This is a genomic window from Streptomyces sp. NPDC024687, from assembly GCF_055559055.1.
Map to the genome: position 1 here is coordinate 901,966 of NZ_JBVHLJ010000001.1, position 16,763 is coordinate 918,728.

A 16,763-nucleotide genomic window follows, 5' to 3' on the forward strand; every position below is an offset into this window, starting at 1 on the left:
TGCTCCGCCCGAAAACGCGGACGCGGCCCCGATGACCCCCCTATCTGCGGGGATGTCCGGGACCGCGTCAATCGGCCACTACCGGGTGGTAGTTGCTTGTGCTTGGATTCACACGTTTGGAGTGGCACTCCGTGCCATCCGAGGGTGCTCAGATCATGCTCAGGCGGGTGCTCAGACGGCCTGCGAAGCGACGTACGAACCGCGCTTCTCGACCGCCATCTGGTAGAGCCGGCCCGCCCGGTAGGAGGACCGGACGAGGGGTCCGGACATCACACCGGAGAAGCCGATCTGCTCGGCCTCCTCCTTCAGCTCCACGAACTCCTGCGGCTTGACCCAGCGCTCCACGGGGTGGTGACGCACCGACGGGCGCAGGTACTGCGTGATGGTGATCAGCTCACAGCCCGCCTCGTGCAGCTGCCGGAGCGCCTCGCTGACCTCCTCGCGGGTCTCGCCCATGCCGAGGATCAGGTTGGACTTGGTCACCAGGCCGAAGTCGCGGGCGTCGGTGATGACCTTCAGGGAGCGCTCGTAGCGGAAGCCGGGGCGGATGCGCTTGAAGATCCGGGGGACCGTCTCGACGTTGTGCGCGAAGACCTCGGGGCGGGACTCGAAGACCTGCTGGAGCAGCTCCGGCACGGCGTTGAAGTCGGGGGCGAGCAGCTCGACCTTGGTGCGGCCGGCCTCACGGCCCGCGGTCTGCTCGTGGATCTGCCGGACCGTCTCGGCGTACAGCCAGGCGCCGCCGTCCTCCAGGTCGTCGCGGGCGACGCCGGTGATGGTGGCGTAGTTCAGGTCCATGGTGACCACGGACTCGCCGACGCGGCGCGGCTCGTCACGGTCCAGGGCCTCGGGCTTGCCGGTGTCGATCTGGCAGAAGTCGCAACGCCGGGTGCACTGGTCGCCGCCGATGAGGAAGGTCGCCTCGCGGTCCTCCCAGCACTCGTAGATGTTGGGACAGCCGGCTTCCTGGCAGACCGTGTGCAGGCCCTCGCTTTTCACGAGCTTCTGCATGGCGGTGTACTCGGGACCCATTTTCGCCCGGGTCTTGATCCACTCGGGCTTGCGCTCGATGGGGGTCTGGGCGTTACGGACCTCCAGGCGCAGCATCTTGCGTCCGTCGGGGGCGACTGCGGACACGACCGGCTCCCTAGCGATTGATTCTTCGGCGTGCTCAAGGGTACGCCCGTGGATTTGAAAGCCTGCGGCCTGTCTCAGGCCGCAGGTGTCTTCTCGATCACCCTCGGCTTCAGCTCCGCGTTCTCCAGTACGTCCCTCAGGTGCCGCTCGACGACCGGCAGGACCTCGTCGATGGTCACGTCCCGGCCGAGCTCGCTCGCGAGGGAGGCGACGCCCGCGTCCCGGATGCCGCACGGGATGATCCGGTCGAACCACTTGTTGTCCGGGTTCACGTTCAGCGAGAAGCCGTGCATGGTGACGCCCTTGGCGACGCGGATGCCGATCGCCGCGATCTTGCGGTCCTCCCGGCGCTGGCCGGCGTTGGAGGGGGCGTACTCCGGGCCGTTCAGGCGGGGGTCGAACTCCTCGTCCGTGAGCCGGGGGTCGAAGTCCAGGGAGAGCCCACCGAGCGCCGGCCGCTGCTCGACCGGGTCGCCGAGCACCCATACGCCGCTGCGGCCCTCGACCCGGGTGGTCTCGAGGCCGAACTCCGCGCAGGTGCGGATCAGGGCCTCCTCCAGGCGCCGTACGTGCGCCACCACGTCCACCGGACGCGGGAGCTTCTGGATCGGGTAGCCCACCAGCTGGCCCGGACCGTGCCAGGTGATCTTGCCACCGCGGTCGACGTCGATGACCGGGGTGCCGTCCAGGGGGCGCTCGTTGTCCGCGGTGCGCCGGCCCGCCGTATACACAGGGGGGTGTTCGAGCAGGAGGACCGTGTCGGGGATCTCGTCCTCGAAGCGCGCCGCGTGCACCCGGCGCTGCTCGTCCCACGCCTCCTGGTACTCGACCGCGTCCGCACCGAAGCCCATACGGACGAACCGCAACCCACTCACGGCAAGCGCCTCCCTAGAAGGTCGTAAGGCACGAAGGGTGCCCACGCCACTGTACGTCCGGCCCGCGGGCGTCAGCCCCGGGGGCAATCCTCACACGATCGGATGAACGAACGTCGAAGTGTGCGACCGTCTGCTCACTCTCCGCTACATTCGCCGTTCGCGCAGGCCATAAGGGCTGCTCACAGGCAATCCGGGCACCACGTGACCACGTGACGGCCCGAAAGGCAGGAGACCGCACCGCAGATGACGGAACGACCCGCGCAGCGCACTCCCAACCGACAGCTCGCCGCGCTCATCGCAGAAGCGGGGTTCTCCAACGCGGGTCTCGCCCGACGCGTGGACCAGCTCGGTCTCGAACACGGGCTGGATCTCAGATACGACAAGACCTCCGTGACCCGCTGGCTGCGCGGACAGCAGCCCCGGGGCACCACACCCGCCCTCATCGCCGAGGTCTTCACCCGCCGGCTCGGACGCCGGCTCTCCGCGCAGGACCTCGGCCTCGACGCCTGCGCACCCGTCTACGCCGGGCTGGAGTTCGCCGCCGGACCCGAAGAGGCCGTCGACATCGTCAGCGGGCTGTGGCGCAAGGACTCCGGCAGCCACGCCGAACTCCGCAAGATCGCCTTCACGCCGGCCGGCCTGGTCGTCCCCAGCCGCGACTGGCTGATCGGCCGCCCCGACGACCGGGTCGCCCGCGGCGAGCCTCCCATCCGGGTCCCTCCCCAGGGGCGCCCGGTGGTGCCCCGGCAGCGCGGCCAGGCCGAACGCGGACCCGGCCAGAAGGTCACCGGGGGCGACATCGCGGCGCTCACCTCGGTCGGCGACCTCTTCCGCACCCTCGACGACCAGTACGGCGGCGGCCACGCCCGGCAGGCCCTGGTCCGTTACCTGGAGCACGAGTGCGAGCCGATGCTGCGCGGCACCTACGGCGAGACCACCGGGCGCAGGCTGTTCGCCGCGGCGGCGGACCTGACCCGGCTCGCGGGCTGGACCTCGTACGACATCGCCGCGCACGGACTCGCGCAGCGGTACTTCGTGCAGGCACTGCGGCTCGCGCAGGCCGCGGGGGACCGGGCGTACGGGGCGTATGTGCTGGTCACGATGAGCCGGCAGGCCGTGTACCTGGGGCACGGCCGGGAGGCGATCCAGCTGGCGCGGGTGGCCCAGCAGGGCGTCGGTACGGCGGCTCCGCCGGTCGTGCAGGCACTGCTGCACTCGGCCGAGGCGCGCGGGCACGGGGTGCTGGGGGAGGTGCGGGCGTGCACGGCCTCGCTGGTCCGCGCGGAACGGGCCCTGGAGGCGGCGCGGCCCGGCGACGAGGTCCCGCACTGGGCGCGGTTCTTCGACGAGGCGCAATTGGCGGACGAGTTCGGGCACTGCCACCGGGACCTGCAGCAGTTCCGGGCGGCGGCGCAACACGCCGAGCGCTCCCTGCAGTTGCGTGCGCCGGCGTATGCGCGGAGTCGGCTGTTCTGCCGGGTGGTGCTGGCCTCTGCGAGGCTGGGGCTGGGGGAGTTGGACCAGGCCTGTTCGCTGGCCGCGGAGGCCGCCGGGCAGGCGGCGGAGATGCGGTCGGTGCGGGCGGTGGAGTATGTGCGGGACTTCGAGCGGCGGTTGGAGCCGTACAAGGATGCGGCGCCGGTTAGGAGTTATCGGGACAAGGTCGCTGCGCTGGGGTAGGAACCGCCTCGCCGTAACTTCGTGCCGATGTATGACGAGTTCCGGTGCGTTGTGGCTGGTCGCGCAGTTCCCCGCGCCCCTAAAAGGGGCGCGGGTGAACCGTCACGCTGCCTGAGCCGTGGGAGCCGGATCCGCTCGGTGCATCGAACCCGCCGTGCCCAGGTCCTTCAGGATTGCCGTCGTTGCTCGGTGGGCTGAATGCAGCGCCCCCTGGACCGTGCTGGTGTCGCGGTGGTCGCCGCAGACGTACAGGCCGGCCAGGAGGCGGACCGGGCGGCGCAGGTCGTGGGGGGCGGGCATGGCCGGGACCGCGTCCCGGGTGTGGTGCACCGCGAGGGTCTCCCAGCGGTGGGTGGGGGTGCCGTACAGACGGGCCAGATGGGTGCGGACGGCCGTTTCCAGATCCGCCGGAGGGGTGCCCAGGACCGTCGAGGAGATCAGGGCCCGGCCCGAAGGGGCCCGGCTCGGGTCGACCTCGCTGATCACCGCCGTGTGGGCCACCGGACCGCCCCGGTCGGCGTCGAGGAGCAGCGCGGAACCCGTGCGGGGCGGGTCGTCCGTCGTGTGGTGGACGACCGTCACCGGGTGGAAGTCCGGCACCCGCAACCCCGGCAACAGCTCCGCCGCGGTGCGCGCGTCTGTCGCCAGCAGCACCGCCCGGCACCGGATCTCACCGTGCTCGGCCGTGGTCACCGAGGTCGTCGCGACGGACGTGACCCGCACGCCCGTGTGCACGGTCCCCGCCGGCAGGGTCTGCGCGAGCAGCTCCGGAAGCGTCTCCGCGCCCCCTTCCGGCACACACAGCCGCCCGCCCGCGAAGGCCCGCAGCGCCAGGTCGGCGCACCGGCTGGACGTCGTCAGCGCGGGGTCGCACAGCAGCGCGGCGAGCAGCGGACGCAGGAACCCGTCGATGGTGCGCGCGGGCAGTCCCCGGGCCGCGAGCGCCTGCCCGGCGGGCAGTTCGGGACGGGCCAGGAGACGTTCGACCGGCACGTTGGCGAACCGGGTGAGGGCGGCACCGAGCCGGGCCTGATCGACGGCACCGCCGAGCGGCGCGACTCCTCGGGCGACCCGGGACACCGTCCCCTGACCGGCACCCGGCAGCACCCGGAACGCGGCCCGCCGGGACACGGCCACCAGTCCCAGTCCCGGCACCCCGCGAGGGGCGCTCGCCAGGGCGCGCACCGCACGCAGTGCGCCCCTCGCGCTCCGGGCGCCCGCCGGAGCGTCCACCCGGTGGTGGCGCCCGTCTCCGTGCAGCAGGACCCCCGGCGCGAACGGGCGCAGGACCAGCCCGTCGAGCCCGGGGGTCAGACGTAGTTCGGGATACGCCGTGGACAGCAACTGTCCGATCCTGTCGAGCCGGAAGCCGTCGACCTTCTCGGTCGACATGCGGCCGCCCACGCAAGGGGCGGCCTCCACCACCGCGACGGTCACTCCTTGGCTGGTCAGCCGATGCGCCGCGGAGAGTCCGGCGACCCCGGCTCCCACGATCACGACGTCCGCCTGGTACGCGGGCTCAAGCACGTGCCCCTCCTCGAGGTTGCGCGGCCGGTGGGGACGTCATGCCCCCAACAGGCTCCGGGGATACCCGAGTTCGGGTCGAGGGTAGGGCTGTTACCGGTCAGGAACAGTCGCGCATCAACAGGGCACGGTCGCACACCGGTCGCATGTCGTCACGGACGGTCGTCGAGGATGTCGTACGCCCGCACGGGAGCCCGGCGCGTTCCTCAGGCCGCCCGGATCGCGCCCTCGATGTCCGGGAACGCGAACGTGAACCCCGACTCCAGCAGTCGCCTCGGCCGCACCCGTGCGCTGCCCAGCACGTCCCCGGCCATCTCGCCGAGCGCGGCCCGCAGGACCGGCGCGGGGACGGTGAAGAGCGCCGGCCGGTGCAGCACGCGGCCCATGGCCTCGGTGATCTCACGGTTCGTCAGGGGCTCCGGGGCGGTGAGGTTGAAGGGACCGGACAGCCCGTCGGTCTCCAGGAGGTGGCGGATCGCGGCGACCTCGTCGTGCAGCGCGATGAACGACCAGTACTGACCGCCGTCGCCCATCCGCCCGCCGAGCCCCGCCTTGAACAGCGGGAACAGCCTGCCCCAGGCCCCGCCGCCGCGGCCCACCACCAGGCCGGTGCGGGTGAACGCAGTCCGTACGCCCGCCTGTTGCGCGGGTGCGGCGGCCGCCTCCCACTCCACGCACAGCTCGGGCAGGAAACCCCGGCCGGCCGGTGAGTCCTCGTCGACGATCCGGTCGCCGGTCTCGCCGTAGTACCCCATCGCGCTGCCGTTCACGAAGACCCGCGGCGGCTCGTCCAGGGCGGCGACAGCCCGGGCGAGGGCGGTCGTGCCGTTCACCCGGCTGTCGCGGATCCGCTTCTTGTACTCCTCGGTCCAGCGCCGCGAACCGACCCCCGCCCCGGCGAGGTTGACCACGGCGTCACACCCGGCGAGCCCGGCCGTGTCGACCCGCCCGGCCTCGGGGTCCCAGCGGACCTCGCTGCCGTCCCGGGGCTCCCGGCGCACCAGCCGCACTACCTCGTGCCCGTCCGTGGTGAGGGAACCCACCAGGGCCGAGCCGATCAGTCCGGACGCCCCGGCCACCGCGATTCTTGAATGTTCCATGATCTCATCCTGCCTGGTGGGTGCGTAAAGCGATGTCTGGTTCCGGTTGTCCCGCCGTAGTGTGGCGGTCATGCCCCAGCTGTCCATACGCCGCGCCCTCCCCGACGACGAAGAGGAACTGGCCCGTCTCGACCGTGCGGCCTGGTCGTCCCTGCACGCGGTCTCGCCGCAGCAGCGGCCTCCCTACCGGCCGTTCTTCGGGGAGCACCACGGCCCCGACGACTGCCTGGTCGCCGAGGCCGACCGCCGCATCCTGGGATACGTCCTTCTCGGTTTCCCGACGCCGGTCGAAGCGAACGCCCACGTACGCCAGATCCAGGGCCTGGCCGTCAGCGAGGAGGCCCGGGGCCGGGGCGTCGGCCGCGCCCTGATCCGCGCGGTCACGGACGAGGCCCGCCGCCGGGGCGCCCGCCGCCTCACCCTGCGCGTCCTCGGCCACAACACCCCGGCCCGCAGGCTCTACGAGTCCGAGGGCTTCACGGTCGAGGGCGTGCTGCCCGAGGAGTTCCTGCTGGCGGGGGAGTACGTCGACGACGTACTCATGGGGCGCCGACTCTGAGGACCTGGTCGGCCGGCGCGGTCGTAGGAGATCGGGAAGATCGGGAAGAGGACGGGCACGGGTGCCTCCGGAGTGCCGTGCGGGACCGTGGTCCCATCATCCGGGAGCCGACCGCGCTACGACGTGACCAGATCGCCCGTGTCCACCGGTGACGTGGCGTCCGCCGCCTTCTGGGCGTCGCCCGCGACCTCGTCGGCCGTCAGGACGTAGCCCGTCTCGTTGTCGGAGGTGGAGCGGGCGAACACCACGCCGTAGACCTTGCCGGTGGTGGTCAGCAGGGGGCCGCCGGAGTTGCCGGGGCGGACGGTCGAGCGGATCGAGTAGATCTCGCGGGTCACGGTGGCGTCGCTGTAGATGTTCTGCCCGGTCGCCTTCACCCGGTTGGCGACCGTGGCCGCCTGCAGGTTCAGGTCGCCGTCCTGCGGATAGCCCGCGACCACCGCGGAGTCGCCCCGCGCGGCGCCCTGGTGGAAGCGCAGCACCGGTGCGCGCAGATCCGGGACGTACAGCACGGCCACGTCCCGGTCCGGGTCGAACAGCACCACCCGTGCCTCGTACACCTGTCCGACCCCGCCGATCCGGACGCTGGGGGCGTCGATGCCGGCCACCACGTGGGCGTTGGTCATCACGTGCTGCGGCGCGTACACGAAGCCGCTGCCCTCGCGGCCCTGGGTGCCGGAGGCGCCCTCGATCTTGACGGTGCTGAGCTTGGCGGCGTTGGTGGCGGCCGCCGTGACGCTGTCGCCGGTGGGCCTCGCGACCTCGGCCGTCGACTCGTTCTCGAACGGGTTGAAGACCTGCGGGAAGCCCGCCTCGGTGAGAGCGGAGGTGGCCCGGGAGAACCAGTTCGGCGTGGTCTCCGGCATGGAGTCCTGGACGGCGCCGAGCAGGGCGGAGTCCCGGATGGCCGTGGTGACCAGCGGGGACGAGGACGCGCCCAGGACGCTCGCGGCGACCCAGGCGACGATGAGCACGGCCACGGAGTTGGCGGCGGCCCCGCCGACGCCGTCGGCGATTCTCAGCGGGCCCTGGTCCAGCTCCCGGCGCAGCCTGAGCGCCAGGCGTCCGGCCAGTTCGTGCCCCACGGCGGCCGGGACCAGCACGGTCGCCACCGCGGTCACCGTCGCGGCCGTGCTCCCCGGTGTCACCAGGTCCATCATCCACGGCAGCACCCACACGCCCACGACCGCGCCGCCCACGAAACCGGCGAACGACACACAGCCGGCCACCAGGCCGCGGCGGTAGCCGGAGGCCGCATAGGCGGCGATCACCAGCAACAGCAGGATGTCCAGCACGTCCACGGAGCCGCCCTTCTCTCTCGGAACCTTCAGTACGCAGGCGAGGCGTCCAGTGATCAGCTACACGCACGCGTGGCCGGTTCCCGGCGGTACGCGTGCGTGCACCTGGAAAAACGTCGCGGACCCGGACGATGGTTCCACCGCGTGGCACAGCACACATCGCGGGCGGGGCGAATACGTCCGACAGTGGGAGCATGCGTGTCCGAAGATCGCGGGGACCGCGAAGACGGCGGGCGCCCCGAATACGCCACGCGAGCCGAATAGGTCTCGCGATCCGAAAAGCCCTGCCCACCGGCCGCGCCCCGGCCGCGCCCTCCTCCGTGACTCCCACGCCTGTGGCCCGTTCCGCGACGCCGACTGCCGGCCCCGCCGAGCAGCCGGCCCCGCCCTCGGACGCACCCCGCCCGGCGAGCCCATGGCCTGGCTCCCAGCCGACGGCCTCCGATCGACATACGGCCCCGCCGACCCGGCCCCCGTCGCCTGCCGGCCCCGCGGAGCGGGCGGCCGCGCAGGGGCCTGCGTCCTCGGGCGCCCCGCCCTTCACGGGCTCCGGGGCCGGCCCCCAGCCGACGGCCTTCGGCCGACGCACGGCGGCCCCGCCGGTCCGGCCGCTCCCGGGTGAGCCGGTCCGGCCCTCGTCGCCTGCCGGTCCTGCGGAGCGGGCGGCCTCCTCGGGCGCCCCACTCTCCACGGGCCCCGGGGCCGGCACCCAGACGCCGGGATCCGGCCGACGTACGGCCCCGCCGGTCCGGCCGCTCCCGGGCGGGCCGGTCCGGCCCTCGTCGCCTGCCGGTCCTGCGGAGCGGGCGGCCTCCTCGGGCGCCCCACCCTCCGCGGGCCCCAGGTCCGGCACCAAGGCGGCGGGATCCGGCCGACGTACGGTCCCGCCGGCCCTCCCGCCCTCGGAGGGATCACCCTCCGTACAGCCCGCGAACCCCGACTCCGTCGACCGGCCCTCTCCCTCCGCTGCGCCCTTCCCCCACCCCCTCCTCGCCTGTCTTCCCGGCCTCGCCGTCGTCCTCGTTCTGGTGCTGTGTGTCACCGGTATCGAGGACGCGGTCTCCGTCCGGTCCGCGCGGAGTGGGGCGGTGGCCCGGCAGAAGACCGTGCCGCACGCCGCGAGCAGACCGCACATCGTGCCGAGGTCGGTGTGGGCCGTCGACGGGGAGGCGAACACCGCCGCCCGTACCCCGCCGCCCCCGGACTACGACGACAAGGTGCTCGCGGTCTTCGTGCACCACACCGACTCGCCCAACGACTACGACTGCGCCGACGCGCCCCGCATCATCCGCTACCTGGCCGCCGGCCAGACCGGCGCCCGGGACTGGGACGACATCGGCTACAACTTCCTCGTCGACCGCTGCGGCACCATCTACGAGGGCCGTGCCGGCGGCGTCGACCGCCCCGTCACCGGCGCCCACACCCTCGGCTTCAACCACCGCACGGCCGGCATCGCCGCCCTCGGGACCTTCACCGCGGGCGTCACCGTCCCGCGGGCGATGACCGACGCGATCGCCGCCCTGGTCGCCTGGAAGCTCGGCCTCGCCGGCATCGACCCGCGCAGCACCGTCCGTCTCACCTCCAGCAACAGCGCCAGCCGCTACACCGCCGGCACCACCGCGGCGCTGCCCGCCCTCGCGGGCCACGGCGCCGCCTACATGACGACGTGTCCCGGCGCCGCGCTGAGAGCCCTGCTGCCCGAGATCAGACAGCGGGCGGCCCGTCTCCAGGGCAGGACATGACCCGTCGGGTCGGCGAGCTCTCACAGGGTTCTCGTAGGCCACTCAAGGATCACGCCGAAACAGCCGCCCTATGGTCATGCACACGCACTGACGGAGGTGGGGAAGAAATGAACAGCAGTCACATGAGCACCCTGAGCAACAGGACCCGCGGCCCCTGGGCGGTCGTCTGCGCCGTCGTCGCCGTGGTCCTCGGCCCGGCCGCCGTCACCGCGTCCGCGCTCGACCAGGCCAACGCGGCCCCGCTGCACCACGCGGTGAAGGCCGACCAGACGCAGGCGTACATCCCGACGGACACGACCCGGCGCAGGGCCGGCACGGCGGCCTGAACGCACCGCGAGCGGCGTGACGGGGACTCAGCCCCTGAACCGCTCCCAGAGCTTGGGATACCGCTCCGCCAGCACCCGGTCGCTCTCCAGGTCGATCGGCGCGCCGATCGGCTCGGAGGCCGCGGGCGGGATGCCGAGGTCGGGAGCGACGGTACCGGTGAGCTGCTCATAGGCCTCGTCGGCCGCGTAGCCCAGTTCCTCGCCGTCGCCGTCGATCTCCTCGTCGAAGTCGGCCAGCAGGTCGGCGAGCGCGTCGGGGTCGTGCACCGCGCCCTCGTACACCTCACGGCCCTGGCCGATCAGCCAGCACCGGAAGAAGTCGAAGGCGTCGTCGCTCGCCCCGTCCAGCAGGATCCAGGCGGCGCCCCACAGGTCCCAGGTGTACGCGCGGTTGAAGCGGGCCTCGAAGTGACGGGCGAAGTCGAGGACCATGTCCGGGTCCAGCGCCAGCAGCCGCTCCACGAGCAGGTCGGCCTGTTCCTCGGGGTCGCCCTCGGCGGCCTCGCGGGTGGCGTCCACCAGCTCCCAGAACTCCGTCTCGTCCATCACGGGTCCAGCATCGGGCCTGGAAGGGTGCGGCGCACGTGGAGTGCGGCGGATTGTTATGTCCCGAACAGGGTCTTCACGTCCTGTACAGCCTCCCCAGACGTACGGCGTCCCCCGCGAACCGCGCCCGCAGGCTCTCCGGGGCCAGCACCTCCACCTCCGGCCCCAGCGACGCGAGCTGCGCGTGGGCGACCTCCTCGGATTCCACCGGGAGGGTCACCGTCACCCATCCGTCGCCGTCCGGCGGCCCGGCAGCCGCCAGCACCTCCCGGGCCGTGGCGGGATCGACGGCGTACGGCAGTCCGCGCGCCCCCGCCCCGGACAGCCGTACGACGACCTCGGCCCGCAGGATCGAGCGCGCGAACTGTTCGGCGCGCTCCGCCCAGAAGCCGGGCAGGTCGAACTCCCCGTCGCGCTCGAAGCGGGCCTCGCCGGCCGTCACCGCCGTGAAACGGTCGATCCGGTACACCCGGAAGGAACCGCCGTCCGGGATCCGTGCGCACAGGTACCAGACGCCCGCCTTGAGCACGAGCCCGTACGGCTCGAGGTCCCGCTCCACCTCGCCCTCCCGGCCGCGGTAGCGCGCGCCGACCTGTCTGTCGTCCCACACCGCGTCGGCGACGGCGGGCAGCAGCTCGGGGGGCTTCGGCTCGGTGAACCAGTTGGGCGCGTCGAGGTGGAAGCGCTGAGCGGCCGTACGGGAGGCGTCGCTGAGGGAGGGGAGCAGTGCGGCGGAGACCTTCAGCCGGGCGGCGGAGGCGGCGTCCTCCAGGCCCATCTCGCGCAGCGCGCCCGGCAAGCCGGACAGGAACAGCGCCTCGGCCTCGCTGCGCGCCAGGCCGGTCAGCCGGGTCCGGTACCCGCCGATCAGCCGGTACCCGCCAGCCCGCCCCCGGTCGGCGTAGACCGGAACCCCGGCCTCCGACAACGCCTGCGCGTCCCGCGTCACCGTCCGCTCCGACACCTCCAGCTCGCGCGCCAGCTCGGCGGCGGTCATGGAGGACCGGGACTGGAGCAACAGCACCATCTTGATGAGCCGGGCAGCACGCATACGGCCATGATGCCGGGGCCCACTGACAGCGAAGGGGCACGGCGGCAGCCGTACCCCTTCACCGGAAGCATCGAAGCGAAAGCATCGAAGCCCAGGCGCTTACAGCCCGTACTTCTCCCGCGCTTCCTTCACCGCCGTCGCCTTGACCTCGCCGCGCCGGGCCAGCTGGGCCAGGGCCGCGACGACGACCGACTCGGCGTCGACGCCGAAGTGGCGGCGGGCGCCCTCGCGGGTGTCGGAGAGGCCGAAGCCGTCCGCGCCCAGCGAGGACCAGTCCTGCTCGACCCACTGCGCGATCTGGTCCGGGACCTGGCGCATGTAGTCGGAGACCGCGAGCACCGGACCCTCGGCACCGTGCAGCACCTGACGGACGTACGGGATCCGCTCCTCGCCGCGCAGCAGGCCGGCGTCGGCCTCCAGCGCGTCGCGGCGCAGCTCCGTCCAGGAGGTCGCGGACCACACGTCGGCCGCCACGCCCCACTCCTCCGCCAGCATTCGCTGCGCCTTGAGGACCCAGTGGATCGCAGTGCCGGAGCCGAGCAGCTGGATGCGGGGGGCGTTCGCGGCCGGGGAAACCCCTGCGGACTCCGCCGTGTTGAAGCGGTACAGGCCCTTGACGATGCCCTCGTCGATACCGAGGCCGGACGGCTTGGCGGGCTGCGGGAGCGGCTCGTTGTAGACCGTCAGGTAGTAGAAGACGTTCGGGTCCTCGCCGGGAGCCGCCTCGCCGTACATGCGGCGGATGCCGTCACGCACGATCGTGGCGACCTCGTAGGCGAACGCCGGGTCGTACGTCAGCGCCGCCGGGTTCGTCGCCGCGATCACCGGCGAGTGCCCGTCCGCGTGCTGCAGTCCCTCGCCCGTCAGCGTCGTACGGCCCGCCGTGGCGCCGACGAGGAAGCCGCGGCCGAGCTGGTCGCCGAGCTGCCACATCTGGTCGGCCGTGCGCTGCCAGCCGAACATCGAGTAGAAGATGTAGAACGGGATCATCGCCTCGCCGTGCGTCGCGTACGACGTCGAAGCGGCGATGAAGTCGGCCATCGAACCGGCCTCGGTGATCCCCTCGTTGAGGATCTGGCCGTTGGTGGCCTCCTTGTAGTACATCAACTGGTCGCGGTCGACCGGCTCGTACGTCTGGCCCTTGGGGGAGTAGATCCCGAGCGACGGGAACAGCGACTCCATGCCGAAGGTGCGCGCCTCGTCGGGGACGATCGGCACCCATCGCTTGCCGGTCTCCTTGTCGCGGACCAGGTCCTTGATGAGCCGTACGAAGGCCATCGTCGTCGCGACGTTCTGCGTCCCCGAGCCCTTGTCGAAGGAGGCGAACGTCTTCTCCGCCGGGGCCGGCAGCGGGGCCACGGGGTGCACTCGGCGGGCCGGGGCGGGACCACCGAGAGCGGCCCGGCGCTCCTGGAGGTAGCGCACCTCGGGGGAGTCGGCGCCCGGGTGGCCGTAGGGCACCACGCCGTCGACGAAGTCGCTGTCCTTGATGGGCAGTTCGAGCAGGTCGCGCATGGTCTTGAACTCGTCCACCGTCAGCTTCTTCATCTGGTGGTTGGCGTTCTTCGACGCGAAGCCCTCGCCGAGGGTGTGGCCCTTGACCGTCTGGGCCAGGATCACGGTCGGCGCGCCCTTGAACTCGACGGCGGCCTTGTAGGCGGCGTAGACCTTGCTTGCCTCGTGGCCACCGCGGGAGAGGTGGAAGCACTCGAGGATCTTGTCGTCGGACAGCAGCTTCGCCATCTCGACGAGCGCCGGGTCCTTGCCGAAGAAGTCCTGGCGGATGTAGGCGGCGTCGCGCGTCTGGTACGTCTGCACCTGGGCGTCGGGTACCTCGCGGAGCCGTCGTACGAGCGCGCCCGTGGTGTCGAGTTGGAAGAGCTCGTCCCAGGCGTTGCCCCACAGCGACTTGACGACGTTCCAGCCGGCGCCGCGGAACTGGGCCTCCAGCTCCTGCACGATCTTGAAGTTCGCGCGGACCGGGCCGTCGAGACGCTGCAGGTTGCAGTTGATGACGAAGGTGAGGTTGTCGAGGCCCTCACGGGAGGCCAGTGCGAGTGCCGCCGTGGACTCGGGCTCGTCCATCTCGCCGTCGCCGAGGAAGGCCCAGACGTGGGACTGCGAGACGTCCTTGATGCCGCGGGCGGTGAGGTAGCGGTTGAAGCGCGCCTGGTAGATCGCGGAGAGCGGGCCGAGGCCCATCGACACCGTCGGGAACTCCCACAGCCAGGGCAGGCGGCGGGGGTGCGGGTACGACGGGAGGCCGTCGCCGCCCGACTCGCGGCGGAAGTTGTCGAGGTGGTGCTCGGTCAGCCGGCCGTCGAGGAAGGCGCGGGCGTAGATGCCGGGGGAGGCGTGGCCCTGGATGTAGAGCTGGTCGCCGGACCCGTCGGCCTCCTTGCCCTTGAAGAAGTGGTTGAAGCCGGTCTCGTAGAGCCAGGCCGCGGAGGCGAAGGTGGCGATGTGGCCGCCGACGCCGTATTTGGAGCCGCGGGTGACCATCGCGGCCGCGTTCCAGCGGTTCCACGCGGTGATGCGGGCCTCCATCGCCGGGTCACCGGGCTGGCCCGGCTCGGCGGCGGTGGGGATGGTGTTGACGTAGTCGGTCTCGAGGAGCTTCGGCAGCGCGATGCCGTTGCCCTCCGCCCTCTCCAGCGTGCGGCGCATCAGGTACGCGGCACGGTGCGGGCCGGCCGCCTTGGCGACCGCGTCCAGGGAGGCCTGCCATTCGGCGGTCTCCTCGGGGTCCCGGTCGGGGAGCTGGTCGAGCTCGCTGGCCTGGATGGCGTTGGGGTCGGTCATGTCGCCGCCTTCCTCAGTCGAAGGGGGTTCCCTCATCGGTAAGGGTTCGGGGGTGCCCTTTGTCTTTGGCAGGACAGGGCGGAGGGCCCCGGTAAGGGCCCGTCGGCGACTCTAACTCGCTGATCGATGATCGATCAAAGGGTTGAGGGGCAAAACTTCTCGATGACGAGAAAGTAGGCACGGGGTGCCTCCGGCGGTGGCACCGGGTGACTGAGGAGCCCCGGGTTTTTGCAGGTCGGAGGCCGTTTGAGCGGAGGCGCGCTCGGGTGCGGCAACGTCTTGGGGCAGGGGTCCTGTGTTCTCGGGCGCGGTGGTGCGGGGTGTTCGGTTTGGTGGTGCTTGGAAGTGTTCGGCCTGGTGGTGCTGGGGCGGGGCGGTGGTCGGCCGGGACGGTGCTCGGGGCTGGTGGTGCTCGGGTCCGGCGGTTTGGCCGCGACGGTGCTTGGCTTGGCGGTGCTGGGGCCGGTGGTGCTTGGCTTGGCGGTGCTGGGGCCGGTGGTGCTCGCGGTGACCATGCTTGGGCCTGGGCGGTGTTCGCCAGGGTGGTGCTCGGGTCTGGTGGTGCTTGGCGCGGCGGTGCTGGGCGGCCGGGTGGTGCTCGCCGTGACCATGTTTGGGGCTGGGCGGTGTTCGTCATGGTGGTGCTTGGCCGGGATGGCGCTCGGGGCTGGTGGTGTTCGGCGGGGGTGGTGCTTGGCGTGGCGGTGCTGGGGCCGATTGGGCTCGCCGTGACGCTGCTTGGGCCGGGTGGTGCTCCGGCCCGGCGGTGTTCACCACGGTGGTGCTTGGCCAGGATGGTGCTCGGGGCTGGTGGTGCTCGGCGGGGGCGGTGCTTGGCGCGGCGGTGCTGGGGCCGATTGGGCTCGCCGTGACGCTGCTTGGGCCGGGTGGTGCTCGGCCGTGACCGTGCTCGGGTGCGGCGGTGTTCGGCCAGGGTGGTCTTCACTCGCGACGGTGCTCGGGCCGGGCGGTGTTCGCCACTGTGGTGCTTGGCCGGGACGGTGCTCGGCGGCGTGGTGCTTGGCTGGGCGGTGCTGGGGCCGATTGGGCTCGCCGTGACGCTGCTTGGGGCGGGCGGTGTTCACCACGGTGGTGCTTGGCCAGGATGGTGCTCGGCGGGGGTGGTGCTTGGCGCGGCGGTGCTGGGGCCGATTGGGCTCGCCGGGACGCTGCTCGGGCCAGGTGGTGTTCGCTGCGGTGGTGTTCGGCCGTGAGCGTGGTCGGGTCCATCGTGTTCGGCCACCCTGGTGTTCAGTCGCGACGGTGCTCGCCCCGGCTGTCGTGCTCAGTTGCGGCGGTGCAGGCGCCGCAGCGCGTGTTCGGTGGTGCCGAACCGGCCGTCAGGCCCTTGGGGCGCAGCCCAGGACGTGGGACTTCACGATGTCGGCGATCCGAGGGTCCCGCCTCCGGAACGCGGCCACCAGCTCCTCGTGCTCCTCCGCGTACGACTGCTGGACCGTTCCCAGCCAGCGGATCGACAGGGCGGTGAACACCTCGATGCCCAGGCCTTCCCAGGTGTGCAGCAGCACCGAGTTGCCGGCCGCCCGCACCAGCTCCCGGTGGAAACCCACCGTGTGCCGCACCTGGCCGGTGCCGTCGGAGTCCCGGTCCGCCTCGTACAGCGCGGCGACATGCGGCTCCAGGGCCGAGCAGTCCCGCGCCAGCCGCTCCGCCGCCAGCTCCGCCGCGATCGCCTCCAGACCGGCCCGGACCGGGTAGCTCTCCTCCAGGTCGGCCGCCGAAAGGTTCCGCACCCGTACGCCCTTGTTCGGCGCGGACTCGATCAGTCGCAGCGACTCCAGCTCGCGCAGCGCCTCCCGCACCGGCGTCTGGCTGACCTCCAGTTCGGTGGCGATACGGCGCTCCACGATCCGCTCGCCCGGCTGCCAGCGCCCGCTGACGATCCCCTCCACGATGTGCTCGCGGATCTGTTCGCGCAGCGAGTGGACGACGGGCGCGGTCATGAGAGCTCCTTAAGGGCGTTTGACGTTAAGACAATAAGGCCGAGGGCTCGTCCGGGAGGGGCGCACGGGGGCGCTTTCATGCAGGTGAGACGAGGCTTACACGCTCCCAGTCGCACGGCTTCTGTCAAGCACGGACCCCCACGGCACCGAGAAGTGTCG

General features: G+C 72.0%; 13 protein-coding genes. 4 read left to right on the top strand and 9 right to left on the bottom strand.

All coding sequences use genetic code 11. The annotated features are described in order from the left end of the window. Positions 1 to 171: 171 nt before the first annotated feature. A complete protein-coding gene (gene lipA, locus ACZ39I_RS04005) occupies positions 172 to 1,137 on the bottom strand; it encodes a lipoyl synthase (protein WP_352383067.1) in 966 nt (321 codons plus the stop codon). Between the two features lie 74 nt (positions 1,138 to 1,211). Then, complete coding sequence (gene lipB, locus ACZ39I_RS04010) at positions 1,212 to 2,012, bottom strand: lipoyl(octanoyl) transferase LipB (protein ID WP_467242707.1); 801 nt, start codon at positions 2,010 to 2,012, stop codon at positions 1,212 to 1,214. 243 nt (positions 2,013 to 2,255) lie between these two features. Between lipB and ACZ39I_RS04015 the strand changes: the two genes are divergently transcribed. Next, entirely contained in the window at positions 2,256 to 3,692 is a 1,437-nt protein-coding gene (locus ACZ39I_RS04015) for a regulator (RefSeq protein ID WP_467242710.1), read from the top strand. Between the two features lie 102 nt (positions 3,693 to 3,794). Here ACZ39I_RS04015 and ACZ39I_RS04020 read toward each other — a convergent pair whose 3' ends face one another. Continuing rightward, positions 3,795 to 5,219: an NAD(P)/FAD-dependent oxidoreductase gene (locus ACZ39I_RS04020; RefSeq protein ID WP_467242712.1), complete on the bottom strand. Its 1,425-nt coding sequence runs from the start codon at positions 5,217 to 5,219 to the stop codon at positions 3,795 to 3,797. Positions 5,220 to 5,422: 203 nt separating this feature from the next. Then, on the bottom strand, positions 5,423 to 6,316 hold the full coding sequence (locus ACZ39I_RS04025; protein WP_467242714.1) for a TIGR01777 family oxidoreductase: 894 nt from the start codon (positions 6,314 to 6,316) through the stop codon (positions 5,423 to 5,425). 70 nt (positions 6,317 to 6,386) lie between these two features. On the opposite strand from ACZ39I_RS04025, the gene ACZ39I_RS04030 reads away from it, so the two are divergent. Beyond that, the gene (locus ACZ39I_RS04030; RefSeq protein WP_467242717.1) at positions 6,387 to 6,875 is read left to right on the top strand and encodes a GNAT family N-acetyltransferase; all 489 of its coding nucleotides are present in this window, start codon (positions 6,387 to 6,389) and stop codon (positions 6,873 to 6,875) included. Between the two features lie 116 nt (positions 6,876 to 6,991). On the opposite strand, the gene ACZ39I_RS04035 is transcribed toward ACZ39I_RS04030, so the two are convergent. After that, complete coding sequence (locus ACZ39I_RS04035; protein ID WP_467242720.1) at positions 6,992 to 8,176, bottom strand: MarP family serine protease; 1,185 nt, start codon at positions 8,174 to 8,176, stop codon at positions 6,992 to 6,994. 1,025 nt (positions 8,177 to 9,201) lie between these two features. Here ACZ39I_RS04035 and ACZ39I_RS04040 point away from each other — a divergent pair. Then, complete coding sequence (locus tag ACZ39I_RS04040) at positions 9,202 to 9,915, top strand: peptidoglycan recognition protein family protein (RefSeq protein WP_467242723.1); 714 nt, start codon at positions 9,202 to 9,204, stop codon at positions 9,913 to 9,915. A gap of 107 nt (positions 9,916 to 10,022) precedes the next feature. Then, positions 10,023 to 10,241, top strand: coding sequence for a hypothetical protein (locus ACZ39I_RS04045; protein ID WP_467242724.1), 219 nt, complete (start codon positions 10,023 to 10,025; stop codon positions 10,239 to 10,241). Positions 10,242 to 10,268: 27 nt separating this feature from the next. Here the strand turns inward: ACZ39I_RS04045 and ACZ39I_RS04050 are convergent, their stop codons facing one another. The 4 genes from ACZ39I_RS04050 to ACZ39I_RS04065 form a co-directional block, all read right to left on the bottom strand. After that, the gene (locus tag ACZ39I_RS04050) at positions 10,269 to 10,787 is read right to left on the bottom strand and encodes a DUF4240 domain-containing protein (RefSeq protein ID WP_467243314.1); all 519 of its coding nucleotides are present in this window, start codon (positions 10,785 to 10,787) and stop codon (positions 10,269 to 10,271) included. A gap of 76 nt (positions 10,788 to 10,863) precedes the next feature. Continuing rightward, positions 10,864 to 11,838, bottom strand: coding sequence for a helix-turn-helix transcriptional regulator (locus ACZ39I_RS04055; RefSeq protein ID WP_467242725.1), 975 nt, complete (start codon positions 11,836 to 11,838; stop codon positions 10,864 to 10,866). 99 nt (positions 11,839 to 11,937) lie between these two features. Continuing rightward, entirely contained in the window at positions 11,938 to 14,640 is a 2,703-nt protein-coding gene (gene aceE, locus ACZ39I_RS04060) for a pyruvate dehydrogenase (acetyl-transferring), homodimeric type (RefSeq protein WP_467242726.1), read from the bottom strand. Between the two features lie 1,340 nt (positions 14,641 to 15,980). Next, positions 15,981 to 16,604: a GntR family transcriptional regulator gene (locus ACZ39I_RS04065; protein ID WP_467242727.1), complete on the bottom strand. Its 624-nt coding sequence runs from the start codon at positions 16,602 to 16,604 to the stop codon at positions 15,981 to 15,983. Between the last annotated feature and the right edge of the window lie 159 nt (positions 16,605 to 16,763).